Consider the following 17,664-nt stretch of genomic DNA (forward strand, 5'->3'; position numbering starts at 1 on the left):
GGGCGAAGCCGGCTTCGCCACCCCGCCCAATTCCCGCCCGGCGCCATGCGCCGCCAGCTCCCGGGGCATCTGTCCTCCGGGGGCCAGAAATGGAGTCAACCATGTCCGCACAACCCCGCCAGATGCTGCTCGACCCGGGCTTCGAACTGACCCTGCGCCCGATGCGCTACCCGCAGTTCTATGACATGTACCGCGACGCGATCAAGAACAGCTGGACGGTGGACGAGATCAACTTCCAGATCGACATCACCGACCTGCACCACAAGATGACGCCGGCCGACCGCCACCTGATCCACCGCCTGGTCGCCTTCTTCGCCACCGGCGACTCGATCGTCTCCAACAACCTGGTGCTGAACCTGTACCAGCACCTCAACGCGCCGGAAGCGCGCATGTACCTGTCGCGCCAGCTGTATGAGGAAGCGCTGCACGTGCAGTTCTACCTGACCCTGCTGGACAACTACCTGCCCGACCCGGAGGAGCGCTTCAGGGCCTTCGCCGCGGTGGAGAACATCGCCTCGATCAAGAAGAAGGCCGATTTCTGCTTCAAGTGGATCGACTCGATCCAGGGGCTCAAGCGCATCGAGAGCCGCGAGCAGCGGCGCCAGTTCCTGCTCAACCAGATCTGCTTCGCCGCCTGCATCGAGGGCCTGTTCTTCTTCGCCGCCTTCGCCTACGTGTACTACTTCCGTTCGCGCGGGCTGCTGCCGGGCCTGGCCTCGGGCACCAACTGGGTGTTCCGCGACGAGAGCTGCCACATGGAGTTCGCCTTCGAGTGCGTGCGCACCATCCGCGCCGAGGAGCCGGAGCTGTTCGACGCGGCGATGGAGCGGCAGGTCTACGAGATGCTGGCCGAGGCCATCGAGTGCGAGGTGCAGTTCGCCGAGGACGTGCTGTCCGGCGGCGTGGCCGGCATCTCCACCCGCGACATGCGCCAGTACCTGCAGCACTGCGCCGACAACCACTTCGTCAAGCTGGGCATGGCCAGGCAGTACAACGTGCGCAACCCGCTGCCGTTCATGGAGCTGCAGGACGTGCAGGAGCTGACCAACTTCTTCGAGCGCCGGGTCTCGGCCTACCAGGTCGGCGTGCAGGGCGAGGTCGCCTTCGACATGAACTTCTGAGCCCGTCCGCCGGCGCGGGGATGGCGTGGCGCAGGCGTCACGCCGCCCGCGCCCGGCGCTGCGTATCATCCGCTCCTGCCCCCGCTGCCGCGACCGTCGCCATGAATGCCCTGCCCCCCGTCGTCCCGCCCACCGAAGTACGCATGGTGGAAATCGTCTTCCCCAACCACACCAACCACCTGGGCACCCTGTTCGGTGGCCAGGCGATGGCGTGGATGGACAAGGCGGCGTTCCTGGCCGCCGCGCGCTACTCGCGGCGCACCGTGGTCACCGCGCATTCGGACCAGGTGGACTTCAAGCTGCCGATCCGAATTGGCGAGATGGTCGAGACCGTCGGCCGGGTGGTCGAGGTCGGGCGCAGCTCGATGACGGTGCAGGTCGAACTGATTGCCGAGGACCTGCACAGCGGCGAGCGCAAGCTGTGCACGCGCGGCCACTTCGTGATGGTGGCGCTGGATGCCGACGGCCGCCCGACCTCGGTGCCGCCGCTGCCGCCGCAGGCCTGAGCCGGGGCGCGCGCCATGGCGCTACGACCGGACGACGCGGGCCTCCACGCCCATGCGGCAACGGACGCGCGGCTGGCGGCGTTCATCGCCGGCCACCGCCGCCTGCTGCTGCTGACCGGCGCCGGCTGCAGCACCGATTCGGGCATTCCCGATTACCGCGACGCCGACGGCCAGTGGAAACGCACCCCGCCGGTGGACTACCGCGCGTTCATGGCCGATGCGGCGGTGCGCCGGCGTTACTGGGCGCGCAGCCTGGTCGGCTGGCCGCACATCGGCCGCGCCCGGCCCAACGCCACCCATCATGCGCTGGCCGCGCTGGAGGCGGCCGGCCGGGTCGAGCTGCTGTTGACCCAGAACGTGGATGGCCTGCACCAGCGCGCCGGCAGCCGCCAGGTGATCGACCTGCATGGCCGCCTGGATGCGGTGCGCTGCATGGACTGTGGCGCGCACTCGCTGCGGGAGGCGCTGCAGCAGCGGATGCTCGACGCCAACCCGGCGTGGGCGGCGCTGCAGGCGGTCCAGGCCCCCGATGGCGATGCCGACCTGGAGCGCGACTTCAGCCGGTTCGTGGTGCCCGGCTGCACGGCCTGCGGTGGCCTGCTCAAGCCGGACGTGGTGTTCTTCGGCGAGAACGTGCCGCGCGAACGGGTTGCCAGCGTGCACGCGCATCTGGAGCGCGCCGACGCGGTGCTGGTGGTGGGCTCTTCGCTGATGGTCTATTCCGGCTTCCGTTTCGTCGATGCCGCGGCCCGGGCCGGCCTGCCGGTGGCGGCGGTCAACCTCGGCCGTACCCGCGCCGACGCCCTGTTGTCGCTGAAGATCGAACAGCCCTGCGCGCAGGCGCTGGGGTTCCTGCTCGACGGCGCATGGGCGGCGGCCAAGACGCAGTGATCCACCACGCCGGTTGAATCGCCCCGCCGCGCGGGAGTGCAATGGGCACCCCCCACAAAGCGGATCACCCCCACGTGAGCCATCTGTTCTCGCCGCTGTCGCTCGGCCCGTTGTCCCTGTCCAACCGCATCGTCATCGCGCCGATGTGCCAGTACTCGGCCGATGACGGCCGTGCGTCCGACTGGCATGCCCAGCACCTGGGCACGCTGTCGCAGTCCGGTGCCGGACTGCTGATCCTGGAGGCCACCGCGGTGGAACCCCGGGGCCGCATCAGCTGGGCCGACCTGGGACTGTGGGACGACGCCACCGAAGCGGCGCTGGGCGGGGTGCTGGCCTCGGTACGGCGCTGGTCGAAGATGCCCATCGGCATCCAGCTGGCGCACGCCGGGCGCAAGGCGTCCACCGCGCGGCCCTGGGACGGCGGTGGCGCCATAGCGCCCGGCCAGGCGCATGGCTGGCAGGTGCTGGCGCCGTCGGCGCTGCCGTTCAACGCCGGCGATCCGGTCCCGCAGGCGCTGGACGCGGCCGGCATCGACGCGGTGGTGGAGGCGTTCGCCGCGGCCGCACGGCGCGCGGCGCGGCTGGGCCTGGAGCTGATCGAGATCCATGCCGCGCATGGCTACCTGCTGCATCAGTTCCTGTCGCCGCTGAGCAACCGCCGCGACGACGACTACGGCGGCTCGCTGGACAACCGCATGCGCCTGCTGCTGCGGGTGTTCGATGCGGTACGCGCAGCGGCACCCGCCCATGTCGCGGTGGGCGTGCGGATCTCCGCGACCGACTGGGTGGAGGGCGGCTGGGACGTGGCGCAGAGCATCGCGCTGGCCGGTGCGCTGGAGGCGCGCGGCAGCGACTTCATCCACGTTTCCAGCGGTGGGCTGGATCCGCGCCAGCAGATTCCGGTGGGGCCGGGCTACCAGGTGCCGCTGGCCAGCGCGATCAAGGCGCAGGTCGCCACGCCGGTGATCGCGGTGGGGCTGATCACCGAGCCGCGCCAGGCCGAAGCGATCCTGGCCGCGGGCCAGGCCGATGCCATCGGCATCGCCCGCGGCATCCTCTACGACCCGCGCTGGCCCTGGCATGCGGCCGCCGAACTCGGCGCACGGGTGCAGGCCGCGCCGCAGTACCTGCGCTGCCAGCCGCACGGGCTGCGCGATCTGTTCGGCTGATCGCGGCACCGGCGGCGCTCGCGTCGCCGGTGACTGCAGGGCAGGCGTCGCCGTGGCCGCCGCAGCGACCTGCGAGGGCAGTAAAGGTTTCCCCGGAAAATGTCGTCCGTCGCTAGACTCCGTCGATGCGACCCGATTACATCCTCACCCTTTCCTGCCCGGACCGTACCGGCATCGTCTACCGCGTTTCCGGCCTGTTGTTCGAGGCCGGCTGCAACATCCTCGACGCCCAGCAGTTCGGCGACGAGGAAAGCGGCCGTTTCTTCCTGCGCGTGCACTTCGACATGGCCGCGGCCGGCGAGGCGGCCGGGCTGCGCGGGCGCCTGGGGCAGCTGGGCGCGGAATACGCGATGGACTGGCAACTGCACGACGCGCGCCGCCGCGCGCGGCTGCTGGTGCTGGTCAGCAAGCAGGGGCATTGCCTGAACGACCTGCTGTTCCGCGCGCACAGCGGCCACCTGCGGGTGGACATCGCCGCGGTGGCTTCCAACCACCCGGACTTCGCCACGCTGGCCGGTTCCTACGGCGTGCCGTTCCACCACCTGCCGGTGGATGCGGCCAACCGCGCGCAGCAGGAACGGCAACTGCTCGACCTGATCGAGCGCGAGCGCATCGACCTGGTGGTGCTGGCGCGCTACATGCAGATCCTCTCGCCGCAGCTGTGCCAGGCGCTGGCCGGCCGCGCGATCAACATCCACCACAGCTTCCTGCCCAGCTTCAAGGGCGCCCAGCCGTACCACCAGGCGCACGCGCGCGGGGTCAAGATCATCGGCGCCACCGCGCACTACGTCACCAGCGACCTGGACGAAGGCCCGATCATCGAGCAGGACGTGGCCCGCGTGGACCATGCCATGACGCCACGCGACCTGGTGCGGCTGGGCAGCGACACCGAATCGCTGGTGCTGGCCCGCGCGGTGCGCCGCCACGTCGAGCACCGCATCCTGCTCAACGGCCACCGCACCGTGGTGTTCCGCTGAGCGGCGGCATCACGCCGCGATGTCGATCCCGCCTTCGATCAGCGCGATCCGGGTGGCTTCGTCGCCATCGGGCGATACCGGCCGCGTCAGCTCCCACAGCACGCGCACGCGGAAACCGCTGATCGCCGCGTCCTGCGCGCTCCACAACACGCAGTAGTCGCGTGCCAGCCCGCATACGTGCACCTCGGTGATGCCGCGTTCGTGCAGCCAGCCGGCCAGGCCGGTGGCCGGGCGGTCGCCCCGGGGGCCATGGTTCTCGCGGAACGCGCTGTACGAATCGACCTGGCGGTGGGTGCCCTTGCGCAGGATCAGGTCGGCGTTGTTCCAGTCCACCTGCGGGTGCAGCGCCGCGCCCGCGGTGCCCTGCACGCAGTGGTCCGGCCACAGCGTCTGCGCATGCCCGTGCAGCTGGATCACCCCGAACGGCCTGCGGCCGGCATGCTGGCTTGCGAACGATGCATGGTCGGCCGGGTGCCAGTCCTGGGTGGCCACGACGGTGGCGTAGTGGCGCCGCGCCAGCAGCGCGGCGATGCCCGGCACGATGGCGTCGCCCTGGTGGCAGGGCAGCGCACCGCCGGGCATGAAGTCGGGTTGCAGGTCGATCACCAGCAGGGCGGTGTCATTGCCGTACATCGCAGGTTCCGGTGCGGGGAACCTTGGAGTGTAACGCCGCAATGGATGGTGCCGGCCGGCGGCGTCCACCGCGCGGTGCGGGCACCGGCCTACACTGCGGTGTCGGCGGGCTGCCGGCAGGTGATCGGGAGGCGGCGATGATCCAGTGGTGGGAACTCGGCCTGCGGCTGTTGCTGGCGGCCCTGCTCGGCGCGGTGATCGGCATCAACCGCGGGCGCCTGGAATGGGCGGCGGGGTTGCGCACGCACATGCTCGTCTGCGTGGGTTCGGCGCTGGCGGTGATCGTGTCCACGTTCGGCTTCTTCGACGTAGTGGGGCGCCCGGGCATCCAGCTCGATCCGTCGCGCATCGCCGCGCAGGTGGTCAGCGGCGTGGGTTTCCTCGGCGCCGGCACCATCCTGTTCCTGCAGCGCGAGCAGGTGATCCGCGGGCTGACCACCGCGGCCGGGCTGTGGGCGGTGGCGTCGGTCGGCCTGGCCGCGGGCGCCGGCCTGTATGCGGCGGCGATCATGGCGATGCTGCTGATGTGGGCGATCCTGGCGCTGCTCAAGCCGCTGGAGCAACGCTACCTGCACCGTCGCGCGCACAGTGGCCGGCTGCGCCTGCGCGTTGCCGTGGGCACGCCACTGGCACGCGTCGAGAATGCCGCCAACGATGCGGGCCTGCCGGTCAGGCGCATCACCCTGCGTCCGCGCGAGCAGGACGACGACATCGTCGACATCGATTGCGACCCGCCCCTGCCGCGCGCGCAGATGCTGGCCAAGGCAGAGCAGCTGGGCCGCGTCGAAGGCGTGGTGTCGGTGGAACTGCCGGGGCTGGCCGAGGGCTGACCGGCAGGGCGGGTGGCGGGTGGCGGGCAGGCGCAAGCCGTTGTCCCGGCCAATGGTGGATCGTGCGGCAACCGGCCGCGTCTTCGATCGCGACCCCGCGTGGGTTTCGGGCCATGGCCCGGGGTAGGGGAAATCCCTTCTTCACACAATCATCACAAACATATATGGTGCGCGGTCGCTCGGCCACGGGCCCGGGCGCGCGGCATTCGCCGCGCAGGCCGGATGGTTTGCATCCATGTCCCAGGAAAGGGGCAATCTGGAGATGGTGATGATTGAAGTTCCTGTTCGGCCCAGCGCTCTGCTCGCGACCGTCCTTGGCATCGTGCTGGGCGCGACCAGTTTTTCCAGTCACGCGACGATCTCCAAGATCGTCCCCGGGGCGCGCCTGATCTCCGCCGCCCTGGGTTCGAAGACGTGTCCGGAAAGTGCAGGCTCCCTGCGCATCGTCGAGCCCGACGACGGCATGGGTGCATGGGCATCGTATGGCCTGCCCGCACCCACGCGCATGCTGCGCGTGCTGGTGAACGACTCGCGCTGCTTCGCCGTCCTGGACCGTGGCGTCGGTTTTGCCGCCGCGCAGGCCGAGCGCGCGCTGGCCCAGGCCGGTCACCTGCAGGACGACCAGAACATCGGGGCAGGGCAGATGCTGGGCGCCGACTTCGTGCTGATTCCCGACATCGTCTCGCAGAACCCGAACGCGGGCGGGAGCAATGTCGGCGTGCAGGCGGCATCCGGACAGAAGCGTGGCCTGATGGCCGGCATGCTCAACGTCGCCACGCTGGGCATCTCGGGCAGGATGTCCAGCAACAGACAGACGGCGCAGGTGGTGTTGACGCTCGTTGACGTACGCACGTCCGAACAGCTGGTCAGTGTGACCGGCGAAGCGAAGATCACCGATCGCGCGTGGTCGGCGATGGTCAATGCATCGAACGTGCAGGGCAGCGCGGGCATGCGCCTGGGCAGCTGGGAGAACACCGAGATCGGCAAGGTCATCCAGGAGGCCTACGAGGAAGCCTTCGAGCAGATGGTTGCGGATATCCAGAAGCCGCGCAGCCGGGTGTTCGCGCGGCAGCAACCGAAAGCGGCCCCGCAGCCCCCGGCGATCATGGCCGCAGTCGAACCGCTGGCCCGCCTGGACGCGCCGGCGATCGCGGACCAGGCCACCGCCATGATACCCGTGCTCGCCGCCGCGTCGCCGCCGGCACCAGCGCCGATGCCGCTGCCCGGTGAAGTCGGGGCAGTGCGCGGGGTGGCGCCGGAGGCCACCGCCGTGCCGCCCGTCGCCGACGTGGCGCCTGACGCGCAGCTGGCGCTGAGACAACTGGCAGCGACGGGCACGCTCGAACTCCGCCGCACCGCGCGCCTGCTCAGTGGCGCGAGCAGCCAGGCGGGTACGGTGGCCGAACTGGCTGCCGGCATGCTGGTGTTTCCCACCGGCAACATCCAGGGGAACATGCTCGAAGTCGAGGACGAGATGGGCAACAAGGGCTGGGTGCCATCGGCGGTGGTGTCGGCGCCCTGATTCGCGCCGCTTCTGCCGTGATGCGCGTCCTCCGCTCGTCTTTCCGGGCCTCGGCATGACATATCGCCACGCCCGGCATTGAACGGGTGCGTGGCGTGCGGCCGGGCCGGTGACTGGGCGCGGGGTGTCCTTGCCACAGCCTGTGCGCCGCCACCGGTCGGGCCTGCAGCCGCGGCGGGCCACGATCGCGTTGGCACCGGGCATGGGGCTGGACGCGTGCACTGCCACGGCAATATCGACAGGCTGCAGTACCTCGGCTGCCAGCCATCTTCTCTTACCCGGGGGATGCGGGTGCCGGCACCCAACCACCGGGATGCAGACGCGAAGGTGCGGCCGTGCGCAGGCACATGGCGCCGACACCTGGGACGTTCCCGGAGCCGCATGCATTGCATTGGACCCGGCCGGTGCACCTTCGCACGGCGGGACCTTGTGCGCCGCCGGCGCAGCGGCGACGATGTTCGCGGCTGCCGACCCGCGCAGCGCCATGAACCGGGAAGCGGATACCGATGGACCTGCTGACGCTGGAACACTTTGCCGGCTGCGTGAACGAACCGTTTTCCGCCGTGATGACCGGCATGGACGTGGAGTTCATGCTGGTCGAGGCGCGGCCGTTGCAATCCACGCAGCCGAATCAGGCGCGCGCGCCCTTTTCGCTGCTGTTCCGCAATACCTCGCCGGTGCTGTTTCCCCAGCAGATCTATCCCATGCGCCATCCGCGGGTGGGCGAAGTCGGCATATTCCTGGTGCCGATCGCCCAGGAGCGCGCCGGCTTTCTCTACCAGGCCGTCTTCAACTGACTGCAGCGCGCCGGGCGGGCATCGCCCGGACGCCCGCATCGCATCAGCGTGCGGGCCCGCGTCATGCGGGCGCCGGTGACCAGCGCATCGCCAGGTACGCCCCGGTGTCGCCTTCCGCCTTGAAGCCCAGCCGCTCGTAGAGCCGGCGCGCGCCCGGGTTGGCCTGCAGCACATGCAGCCGCATGCCGCGCCCCAGCGCTCCTGCCTCCCGCTGGCTGTGGCCGATCAGCGCATGACCCAGTCCGTTGCCGCGCAGCGCCGGGAACAGGCTGATGTCCACGAGCACATGGTCCGGTGCCGCGCGCAGCAGGTAGTAGCGGCCGACCGGGCCGTGCCCGTCGCGTTCCAGCGCCATGAAGTCGGCATCGCCGTAGTGGCCAAGATAGTGGCGATGCTGCAACGCGAACTGCTGGTCGAGGAACGCCCGCTTGGTGGCATCCGGCCATGGCACCGGCGCCATTTCCCCGGCACGGGTGCTGGCGTACAGGTCGCGCAACCAGGGCAGGTCGCCGTCGTGCAGCGCACGCAGCGAAAACCCCCGGTCGGCCAATGCTTCGGGAATCCGCATGCGGCCGGGCCGTTCCGGGGGGAACGGCTCCAGCCGGGCGGGAAGCGCGACGGTCATGTCACGGGAAGGAGGGATAGACACCCTGCAGCGCGATGCAGAAGTTCACCGCGAGGTACGGTTGCTGGTTCTCGTGCGGTTGGCCGCCGCCGACGCTCGAGCCGATCATGTTCGGGGCGAACGTGGTGTTCACCGGGGCCGAGATGTATGGCTTGGGAACACCGGCCGTCAGCAGCGAAAGCGCGGCGTTGCCGGTGGACACGGCGCTCCTTTTGCTGCCATCGGATTGCGAGAACGATTCGACACCGTGACTGTGTTGCGGCATCTGATCGCTGGTCAGGGTGACGCTGTCGACCCCGAATGACTGGCCCATCATCCGGGGCGTCAATCCGGGCCCTGTGCCCTGCTGGCAGCCGGCGCGGCCCGCGAAGTTGGGCAGCTGGAACGTGGTCTGGCCATTGCCGCCGTAGGTGACGCCGATGAGCGAGAACAGCGCGGTGTTCTGCGGGATCGGCAGCATGGCGCCGTCGCAGAACGCCCAGCCTCTCGGGTTGAAGTTGAAGCCGAACAGCTGGATCTCGCCGATATAGGGTTCGGTCATGCGTTGGTTCCTCCGATGAGATGGCCGCGCCATTGGCGGCGGCTGCGCCTGGACGGCGCCGTGGGATGTCGAGGCATGCAGCGGATGTGGCTCATTCCCGGGCCGGGAAAATGCCGTAGACGGCAATGCAGTACTGCACCGTCAAGGTCGGCATGCAGTTCTCGTGGGGTTGTTGCCCACCAACGCTGGAGATCGACTGCGTTGACATCGGAATGGGCGTTGCTCCCGCGAGATCTGTGGCATAGAACGTGTCGCCGCTGACTGCGCCGGGAAGAAAGGAGGGGCCCGGCGTCAGCGATGACGCAGCTGCCGTCGTTGCCACAGCCGTGTGGGTGTGCAACGGCATCTGTGGCGCCAGCAGGGTTACCGACTCCGCGCCCTGGCGTTCGCCGAGCACGTAGTTGTCCAGCCCAGGGCTCTGTCCCTGGTGGATCGGCAGGCGGCCGCGCAAGTCGGGAACGGAAAACGTCGTCTGGCCGTCACCGCCATAGGTCGTGCCGATCAGCGCGAACAGCGCGTCGTACTGGGAGATCGGCAGCAGGCTGCCATCGCAGGCCTGCCAACCGTTGGGTGCACCGCGGCTGCCGAAGCCGAACATACGGATTTCGCCGATGTAGGGGTCACTCATCTGGTCATGCTCCGAAGTGTTGGACGCCGTGCGGTGATCCGGCACGGGAAATCCATGGGTACGTGTCGAATATCAGCGGATCAGCTGCGCGACGGGAAGATGCCGCTCAAAGCGATGCAGAAGTTGATGGTGGTGTAGGGCTGGAGATTCGAATGCGGCTGGTTGCCGCCGGCTGGAAGCACGGTCTGTGGATTCAACGGCACCTGTGCGCCCGACGCCGGACCGTAAATGCTGAGCGCGCTGGCGGTGTTGCTACTGGTCGCGAACACCCGGGCTGAAGGATTGCGGTTGTCACCGGCAGATGTGGAAGCATTCATCATGTGGGTATGCGCCGGCAGATTGCTTCCCAGCAGGGTGACATTCTCGACACCGCCGGCTTCGCCCATCTGCATGGCCGTCGGTTGCCAGCCTGGATCAACCGACGGTGCATAGCCGACCGGTGTGCGGCCGCGCAGGTCCGGCAACGCGAAATTGGTGGTGCCGTTGCCCCCGAACTGCGTCCCCAGCAGCGCGAACAAGGCCTGGTTCTGGTTTATCGGAAGAAGTTGTCCATTGCTCAGCGCCCAGAATTTGGGCGCGAAGTCGAACCCGGCCATCATGATCTGGCCGATGAAGAATTCGCTCATCGTGATTCTTCCCCTCAGGTGGTGGGCGCCGAACGTCATGTGCGGCGCCGGTGCACTCTGAACCGCCCGCGGCCGTCCCACAAGTCCCGACGGGGGCGTATGGCCCCCGTCTTCGGGGGTATTTATTCTTCTTACGTTGACCTGTTCCAATATGGGCGAGTGCTGGTTGTAAGCTGGGCTCGCCGGGCGGTCGGGGTAAGGGCCGTTCTGGGGTGAAAAGCACGATATGCGCATCGAATGGTCGAAGCGACCATTCGTCGTTGGGCGAATGGATTTCCAGGGGAAAACAGATGGATATGCTCTCGAGGCTTCTGATGCGTGGCCGCGGCGGTCGTTTGGGCGGCTTTTTCATCCTGTTGCTGGTACTTGTCTGGTCGACATCTGCCAGCGCGGCCGTTTCTCCGTTCTGTCCAACGCAAAGCCTGAGCGTCGCCAGCGGCGGTTCGGTAACCTCGGCCGACCTGGCCATATGCGACGGTCCCCTCAACATCGGCATGGTGCCCGGCATTCCCGGCCCAGCGCACGGCAGCATCCTCGTCAGTCCGCAGAGCGGCCCCGGCACGCAGACGGTGACCTACAACCACAATGGCGATGCCGCGACTTCCGACTCGTTCGTGCTTGAAGACGAGAACGGCGATCTGCTGACTTTCAACGTCACGATCACCGCTGCCGCCTCGCCGATCATCGTTTCCCCCGCTTCGTTGCCGACGATGACCGCCGGCACCCCATACTCGCAGACGCTGACCTCCACCGGCGGCCTTGCACCCTACACCTACACCCTGCAGAGCGGCACCCTGCCGGCAGGCCTGAACCTGAGCAGCGGTGGTGTCCTGAGCGGCACGCCGACCCAGCGTGGCGGTTATGCCTTCACGGTCCGCTCCACCGACGCGACCGCGCCCACCGCCCAGTACGTCGACAAGGGCTACACCGGTACGGTGCAGAACCCGACCCTGACCTTGTTGACATCCAGCGGCACCGCGATCCAGGGCGTGGCGTTCTCGCAGACGCTGTCGACCATCGGTGGCCTCGCGCCGCATACCTACCAGCTCGAAACCGGCAGCCTCCCGGCAGGCATCACCGTTTCGAGCGGCGGCGTCGTCAGCGGTACCACCAGCGCGGCCCCCGGCAACTACCCGGTCACGATCCGCGTCACCGATTCGAGCACCGGCCCGGGCAGCTACTTCGAGGTCGAGAACTACACCCTCACCGTCAGCCCGCCGCCGAGCGTCAGCATCGCGGTGTCGCCGGCGTCGGTGAGCGAGGATGGCGCGACCAACCTCACCTACACGGTCACCCGCAGCCTCAACCTGAGCTCGCCGACGGTGGTCAACATCACCACCACCGGCACCGCCACCGCAGGCACCGACTACACCGGCAGCGTCGCCACCGTGACCATCCCGGCCGGCGCGACCACGGCGACCATCGTGATCGACCCGAACGTCGACGGCACCGTCGAACCGGATGAAACGGTCACCCTGACCGTCGCCGCAGGCGCCGGCTATACCGTCGGCGTGCCGGCCAGCGCCACCGGCACCATCCTCAACGACGACGTGCCGAGCGTGACCGTCACGGTGTCCCCGGCGGCGGTCGCCGAGGATGGCGCGCCCAACCTGATCTACACCTTCACCCTGAACCAGGCCGCGTTCTCGGCGCTCTCGATCAACTACACGATCGGCGGCACCGCCACCAACGGCACCGACTACGCGACCATCGCCTCGCCGCTGGTCATTCCGGCCGGCAACACCTCCGGCACGGTCACGGTCAACCCGACCGCGGACGCGACCATCGAAGCCGACGAGACCGTCACCCTGACCCTGGCCGCCGGCACCGGCTACACGGTCGCCGTGCCCAACAGCGCCACCGGCACCATCCTCAACGATGACCTGCCGAACCTGACGATCAACGACGTCACCGTCACCGAAGGCAACAGCGGCACCGTCAACGCCGCGTTCACGGTCAGCCTCAGCACGCCGGCCGGCCCGGGCGGCGTCACCTTCAACATCGCCACCGCCAACGGCACGGCCACCGCCGGCGCCGATTACGTCGCCCAGTCGCTCACCGGCCAGACCATCCCGGCCGGCAGCAGCCTCTACACCTTCACGGTGCTGGTCAACGGCGACACGCTCAACGAGCCGACCGAGACCTTCTTCGTCAACGTCACCAGCGTGACCGGCGCGGTCGTTGTCGATGGCCAGGGCGTCGGCACGATCAGCAACGACGACCCGCTGCCGAGCCTGGCGATCGACGACGTCACCGTGGTCGAGGGCAACAGCGGTACCGTCAGCGCGGTGTTCTCCGTGACCCTAAGCGCCGCCAGCGGCCAGACGGTCACCGTCAACTACGCCACCGCCGACGGCACCGCGACCCAGCCGGCCGACTACACCAGCACGTCCGGCACGCTGACCTTCACCCCGGGCCAGACCACCCGTACCATCAGCGTGCCGGTGATCGGCGAGACCATCCCCGAGGCGACCGAGACCTTCTTCGTCAACCTCAGCGGCGCGTCCAACGCGACGATCAGCGACAACCAAGGCGTCGGTACCATCACCAACGACGACGTGCCGGTGACGATCAATCCGGCCACGCTGCCGAACGGCACGGTCACGGCGGCCTACAGCCAGGCGCTGGGTGCCAGTGGCGGCGCCGGTCCATACAGCTACGCCGTCACCGCCGGCGCGCTGCCGGCCGGCCTGACCCTGTCCCCGGCGGGTGTCCTCAGCGGCACGCCGACCGCCGGTGGCACGTTCAACGTCACCATCACCGCCACCGACAGCAGCCCGTTCCCGGGTCCGTTCACGGGCTCGCAGGCCTACACCCTGACCATCGCGCCGCCGACGATCTCGCTGCCGGCGACCACGCTGGCGGACGGCACGCTGGGTGCGGCGTACTCGGCCACCATCACCGCCGCCTCGGGGGGTACCGCGCCGTACAGCTACGCGGTCACCGCCGGCGCGCTGCCGGGCGGGTTGACGCTCAATACCTCGACCGGAGCCATCACCGGCACGCCGACGGCGCATGGCACGTTCAGCTTCACCGTCACCGCCACCGACAGCAGCACCGGCACCGGCCCGTACGGCACGACGCAGAGCTATTCGATCGAGGTGATCGACACGCCGCCGGTCGCCGCGGGCTCGTCGTTGACCGTCGCCTACAACGCGGCGGCCACCAACGTGCCGCTGAGCCTGTCCGGCGGCGCGCCGACCTCGCTCACGATCGCGACCGCGCCGGCCCACGGCACCGCCATCGTCAGCGGTACCACCATCACCTACCAGCCGGCCACCGGCTACGCCGGCCCCGACAGCTTCACTTACACCGCGACCAACGGCGGCGGTACCTCGGCACCGGCCACGGTGAGCGTGACCGTGCAGGATGCGGTGGTCACGATCACCCCGAGCGGTGGCTTTGCCGCCACGGTGGGTGTGGCGTACACCCAGACGTTCACCTTCAGCGGCGGCGCGATGCCGTGGTCCGCCTTCCAGGTCAGCAACCTGCCGGCCGGCCTGTCGGTGACCGATACCACCGCCAACACGGTGACGGTGTCGGGCATGCCGACCCAGGTGGGCAGCTTCAATCTGAATGTCTCGGCCACCGACAGCAGTACCGGCAACGGTCCGTACACGGTGGGCCAGGCGTTCACGCTGGCCGTCGCCGCGCCGACACTGGCGCTGGCACCGGCCTCGACCACCTTCAACCCGACCTACGGCGTCGCCTACAGCCAGGCCTTCACCGCCAGCGGCGGTGCCGGTTCGTACACCTATGCGGTAAGCGGCTCCCTGCCGCCGGGGCTGACGCTCAACGCCGGCACCGTGTCGGGCACACCGTCGCAGCCGGGTAGTTACACCGTGCAGATCACCGCGACCGATGCCGGCACGACGGGAACCGGTGCGCCGTTCACCGTGCAGCAGAGCTACATCTTCAATGTGCCGGCGCCGACCGTCACCGTGAACCCGGTGACCCTGCCCAACCCCGTCGCCGGCACTGCCTACGCCCAGACGCTTACCGCCAGCGGCGGCGCCGCGCCCTACGGCTTCGCCGTGACCGCGGGCAGCCTGCCTGCGGGCATCACGCTGTCGGGCAGCGGCGTGTTGTCGGGCACCAGCAACCAGATCGGCACCTACAACTTCACCGTCACCGCGACCGACCACTTCGGCCAGAGTGGCAACCGGGCATATTCCGTGACCATCGCGGCACCGGTGCTGGCCCTGACCCCTGCGTCCGGCACGCTGGTCGCCACCTATGGCGCCCCGTTCTCGCAGGTCTTCGCCACCGTCGGCGGCTCGGGCAGCTCCAACATCGTGGTCACCGGCACGCTGCCGGCGGGCCTGAGCTTCAGTGGTGGCACCCTGTCGGGCACGCCCACGGCCCCGGGCAGCTACCCGATCACCGTCACCGCCACCGACACCCTGCTCACCGGTGTGGGTGCGCCGTTCACGGTCTCCAACAGCTACACCATCGACGTGCCGGCACCGACCGTCACGCTCGCCCCGGCGACGCTGCCCGATACCACCGCCGGCCTGGCCTACAACCAGGCGCTGGGCGCGACCGGTGGTGTCGCCCCCTACGCCTTCGTGGTCACCGCCGGCAGCCTGCCCACGGGTACGGCACTGTCCGCGGCCGGCGTACTGTCGGGTACGCCCACGGTGGCGGGCACGTTCAATTTCACCGTCACCGCAACCGACGCGTTCGGCCAGAGCGGCGCCCAGGCGTACGCGGTCGTGGTAGCGGTGCCGACCCTGACCCTGACCCCGGCGACGCTGCCGGACGCCATCGCCGGCACGGCGTACGCGCAGGCATTGACCGTCAGCGGCGGCATCGCGCCGTACACCACGACGTTGACCGGCACGCTGCCGGCCGGCATCACCTTCAATGCCGCGACCGGCACCTTCGCCGGCACGCCGACACAGGCGGGGACGTTCAACCTGGGGGTGACCGTCACCGACAGTACCGGTGGCACCGCGGCCACGGTCGGCAACGCCTATGTGTTGACCGTCGCCACGCCCAACCTGGCCCTGACTCCGGCGGCCGGCGCACTGCCGGGTGGTACCGCTGGCAGCGGCTACGGCCAGACCTTCGCCGCGAGCAACGGCATCGCGCCGTACACCTATGCGGTGAGCGCCGGTGCGTTGCCGGCGGGCCTGGCGCTCAACGCCAGCACCGGCACGCTGAGCGGCACGCCGACCGTGGCTGGCAGCTTCGGTTTCAGCGTCACCGCCACCGACAGCACCACCGGCAGCGCCGGCACCGTCACCCATGCCTACACACTCGCGCTGTCGGCACCGACGATCGTCGTCGATCCGGCGACGCTGCCCAATGGCCTGTTGTTCGTGCCGTACCAGCAGGCCATGGCCGGTGCCGGCGGCACCGCGCCCTACACCTATGCGATCGGCACGGGCACGCTGCCCACGGGCATGAGCCTGGCTGCCAACGGTGTCCTCAGCGGCACGCCGAACGTGGCGGGCGCCTACGCGTTCACCGTGCAGGTGACCGACGCGCTGGGCTTCAGTGGTACCCGTGCCTACACGGTCAACATCAATGCGCGTCCCGATCCCAGCCAGGACCCGGAGGTCCGTGGACTGATCGAAGCCCAGCAGGCCACCAGCCGCCGGTTCGCCGAGGCGCAGACGATGAACGTCCTGCGTCGCATGGAAAGCCTGCACCGGCAAACGGACGGGCGTGGCTTTACCAATCAGCTGAGCATGTCCTTTACCCGGGCCTGCGTCCCCGACCTGCAGAATCCGGACGAGCGCGGCTGCGCGGCGATGCCGGTTGGCGGGCCCTCGGGCACGTACGATCCCTCGGGTACAGCGATGCCGGCGGCCGCGAACGCCCGCCAGGGTGGGGCCGGGGGCGGGCTGGCGCTGGGAACCTGGGTCGGCGGCAGCGTGCGTTCGGGCAACGTGGATGCACGCGCCGGACGCGATGCGCTGGACTTCGAAACCGATGGCCTCAGCGCAGGCGTGGACTACCGGTTCTGGCCGTCGCTCGCGGCGGGTGCCGGCGTGGGCTACGGCCGCGACCGTACCGACGTCGGCAATGACGGGGCACGCCTGGATGCCAAGGCCAAGGTGGCGTTCATGTATGCCAGCTACCACCCGGGGCAGGTGTACTACCTGGATGGCATGGTCGGCTTCCAGCAGCTGGACTACCGGATGGCGCGTGCAGCCGTCAACGGTGGCAACCTGCATGGCCAGCGCGATGGCAGCCAGTGGTTCGGGTCGCTGACCTTCAGTGGCGAATTCGGTGGCGATGCCCTGCTGTTCTCCCCGTATGGACGGCTGGACCTGGCCCGTACCGCACTGGATGCCTATGCCGAGCAGGGCGATGCGGTCTACGCACTGCGTTACGACAGCATGGACTTCGACAGCAACACCGGTACGCTCGGCCTGAGGGTGGAGTTCCGCAGGCCGACCACGTGGGGCGTGCTGCAGCCGCAGCTGCGGGTGGAGTACCAGCACGACTTCAGCGCCGACAGCTTTGCCATGCTGCAGTACGCAGACGGCTTCGGGCCGGTTTACCGGGCGGATTTCACCGGGTTCGACCGCAATCGCCTGGTGATCAACCTGGGGAGCGTGTTCCGCACCGATCATGGCTGGAGCACCCGCCTGGAGTACCGCGGGATGTATGGCAGCGACGGCAAGGACCACGGGGTGTCGATGAACGTCGAGAAGGCGTTCTGACGCCAGCGCGGGCGGCATCAAGGTGCCGCCCGCCCTGCCCGCATCGTCGTTGCCGCAATCCCGCAGGGGATGGCCTTGCCCGCGCATTGATGGCCGGGCCGTACCCGCCCGGTGCATTGGC

Annotated in this window: 14 protein-coding genes; 9 read left to right on the forward strand and 5 right to left on the reverse strand. The window is 69.1% G+C overall.

Going from position 1 to position 17,664, the window contains the following annotated elements:
• The first annotated feature begins 101 nt into the window (after positions 1 to 101).
• From ABB33_RS14440 to purU, 5 genes are all read left to right on the forward strand, one after another.
• Complete coding sequence (locus ABB33_RS14440) at positions 102 to 1,121, forward strand: ribonucleotide-diphosphate reductase subunit beta (RefSeq protein ID WP_054668133.1); 1,020 nt, start codon at positions 102 to 104, stop codon at positions 1,119 to 1,121.
• Between the two features lie 101 nt (positions 1,122 to 1,222).
• The gene (locus ABB33_RS14445; protein WP_054668132.1) at positions 1,223 to 1,627 is read left to right on the forward strand and encodes an acyl-CoA thioesterase; all 405 of its coding nucleotides are present in this window, start codon (positions 1,223 to 1,225) and stop codon (positions 1,625 to 1,627) included.
• 15 nt (positions 1,628 to 1,642) lie between these two features.
• A complete protein-coding gene (locus tag ABB33_RS14450) occupies positions 1,643 to 2,518 on the forward strand; it encodes an NAD-dependent protein deacetylase (RefSeq protein ID WP_056932570.1) in 876 nt (291 codons plus the stop codon).
• A 41-nt stretch (positions 2,519 to 2,559) separates the two neighbouring features.
• Positions 2,560 to 3,687 carry an NADH:flavin oxidoreductase/NADH oxidase gene (locus tag ABB33_RS14455; protein ID WP_056932571.1) on the forward strand — a complete coding sequence of 376 codons (1,128 nt, stop codon included), beginning with the start codon at positions 2,560 to 2,562 and terminating at the stop codon, positions 3,685 to 3,687.
• 125 nt (positions 3,688 to 3,812) lie between these two features.
• Positions 3,813 to 4,664 (forward strand): formyltetrahydrofolate deformylase, encoded by an 852-nt coding sequence (purU, locus tag ABB33_RS14460; protein WP_056932572.1) that lies wholly within the window; start codon positions 3,813 to 3,815, stop codon positions 4,662 to 4,664.
• Positions 4,665 to 4,673: 9 nt separating this feature from the next.
• On the opposite strand, the gene pncA is transcribed toward purU, so the two are convergent.
• Positions 4,674 to 5,297, reverse strand: coding sequence for a bifunctional nicotinamidase/pyrazinamidase (gene pncA, locus ABB33_RS14465; RefSeq protein ID WP_056932573.1), 624 nt, complete (start codon positions 5,295 to 5,297; stop codon positions 4,674 to 4,676).
• A 137-nt stretch (positions 5,298 to 5,434) separates the two neighbouring features.
• On the opposite strand from pncA, the gene ABB33_RS14470 reads away from it, so the two are divergent.
• The 3 genes from ABB33_RS14470 to ABB33_RS14480 all read left to right on the forward strand — a co-directional run bounded on the left by ABB33_RS14470 (position 5,435) and on the right by ABB33_RS14480 (position 8,446).
• A complete protein-coding gene (locus ABB33_RS14470) occupies positions 5,435 to 6,127 on the forward strand; it encodes an MgtC/SapB family protein (RefSeq protein WP_056932574.1) in 693 nt (230 codons plus the stop codon).
• A gap of 268 nt (positions 6,128 to 6,395) precedes the next feature.
• A complete protein-coding gene (locus ABB33_RS14475; protein WP_161809430.1) occupies positions 6,396 to 7,649 on the forward strand; it encodes a CsgG/HfaB family protein in 1,254 nt (417 codons plus the stop codon).
• Positions 7,650 to 8,155: 506 nt separating this feature from the next.
• Positions 8,156 to 8,446 carry a DUF6916 family protein gene (locus ABB33_RS14480; RefSeq protein WP_056932576.1) on the forward strand — a complete coding sequence of 97 codons (291 nt, stop codon included), beginning with the start codon at positions 8,156 to 8,158 and terminating at the stop codon, positions 8,444 to 8,446.
• Positions 8,447 to 8,507: 61 nt separating this feature from the next.
• Here the strand turns inward: ABB33_RS14480 and ABB33_RS14485 are convergent, their stop codons facing one another.
• The 4 genes from ABB33_RS14485 to ABB33_RS14500 form a co-directional block, all read right to left on the reverse strand.
• Positions 8,508 to 9,014 (reverse strand): GNAT family N-acetyltransferase, encoded by a 507-nt coding sequence (locus ABB33_RS14485; protein WP_056932593.1) that lies wholly within the window; start codon positions 9,012 to 9,014, stop codon positions 8,508 to 8,510.
• Positions 9,015 to 9,072: 58 nt separating this feature from the next.
• On the reverse strand, positions 9,073 to 9,612 hold the full coding sequence (locus ABB33_RS14490) for a phage tail protein (protein ID WP_056932577.1): 540 nt from the start codon (positions 9,610 to 9,612) through the stop codon (positions 9,073 to 9,075).
• 91 nt (positions 9,613 to 9,703) lie between these two features.
• A complete protein-coding gene (locus tag ABB33_RS14495; protein ID WP_056932578.1) occupies positions 9,704 to 10,240 on the reverse strand; it encodes a phage tail protein in 537 nt (178 codons plus the stop codon).
• An 80-nt stretch (positions 10,241 to 10,320) separates the two neighbouring features.
• Positions 10,321 to 10,866, reverse strand: coding sequence for a phage tail protein (locus ABB33_RS14500; protein ID WP_056932579.1), 546 nt, complete (start codon positions 10,864 to 10,866; stop codon positions 10,321 to 10,323).
• Positions 10,867 to 11,162: 296 nt separating this feature from the next.
• Here ABB33_RS14500 and ABB33_RS14505 point away from each other — a divergent pair, with 296 nt between their 5' ends.
• A complete protein-coding gene (locus ABB33_RS14505; RefSeq protein ID WP_380610274.1) occupies positions 11,163 to 17,543 on the forward strand; it encodes a putative Ig domain-containing protein in 6,381 nt (2,126 codons plus the stop codon).
• Positions 17,544 to 17,664: the final 121 nt, after the last annotated feature.

It is taken from the genome of Stenotrophomonas acidaminiphila, from assembly GCF_001431595.1.
Taxonomy (GTDB): domain Bacteria; phylum Pseudomonadota; class Gammaproteobacteria; order Xanthomonadales; family Xanthomonadaceae; genus Stenotrophomonas; species Stenotrophomonas acidaminiphila.

Bases quoted from the DNA above. Each gene is read 5' to 3' on its own strand.
- ABB33_RS14440 (WP_054668133.1), top strand. From the start codon at position 102: ATGTCCGCACAACCCCGCCAGATGCTGCTCGACCCGGGCTTCGAACTG.
- ABB33_RS14445 (WP_054668132.1), top strand. From the start codon at position 1,223: ATGAATGCCCTGCCCCCCGTCGTCCCGCCCACCGAAGTACGCATGGTG.
- ABB33_RS14450 (WP_056932570.1), top strand. From the start codon at position 1,643: ATGGCGCTACGACCGGACGACGCGGGCCTCCACGCCCATGCGGCAACG.
- ABB33_RS14455 (WP_056932571.1), top strand. From the start codon at position 2,560: ATGGGCACCCCCCACAAAGCGGATCACCCCCACGTGAGCCATCTGTTC.
- purU (WP_056932572.1), top strand. From the start codon at position 3,813: ATGCGACCCGATTACATCCTCACCCTTTCCTGCCCGGACCGTACCGGC.
- pncA (WP_056932573.1), bottom strand. From the start codon at position 5,297: ATGTACGGCAATGACACCGCCCTGCTGGTGATCGACCTGCAACCCGAC.
- ABB33_RS14470 (WP_056932574.1), top strand. From the start codon at position 5,435: ATGATCCAGTGGTGGGAACTCGGCCTGCGGCTGTTGCTGGCGGCCCTG.
- ABB33_RS14475 (WP_161809430.1), top strand. From the start codon at position 6,396: ATGATTGAAGTTCCTGTTCGGCCCAGCGCTCTGCTCGCGACCGTCCTT.
- ABB33_RS14480 (WP_056932576.1), top strand. From the start codon at position 8,156: ATGGACCTGCTGACGCTGGAACACTTTGCCGGCTGCGTGAACGAACCG.
- ABB33_RS14485 (WP_056932593.1), bottom strand. From the start codon at position 9,014: ATGCGGATTCCCGAAGCATTGGCCGACCGGGGGTTTTCGCTGCGTGCG.
- ABB33_RS14490 (WP_056932577.1), bottom strand. From the start codon at position 9,612: ATGACCGAACCCTATATCGGCGAGATCCAGCTGTTCGGCTTCAACTTC.
- ABB33_RS14495 (WP_056932578.1), bottom strand. From the start codon at position 10,240: ATGAGTGACCCCTACATCGGCGAAATCCGTATGTTCGGCTTCGGCAGC.
- ABB33_RS14500 (WP_056932579.1), bottom strand. From the start codon at position 10,866: ATGAGCGAATTCTTCATCGGCCAGATCATGATGGCCGGGTTCGACTTC.
- ABB33_RS14505 (WP_380610274.1), top strand. From the start codon at position 11,163: ATGCTCTCGAGGCTTCTGATGCGTGGCCGCGGCGGTCGTTTGGGCGGC.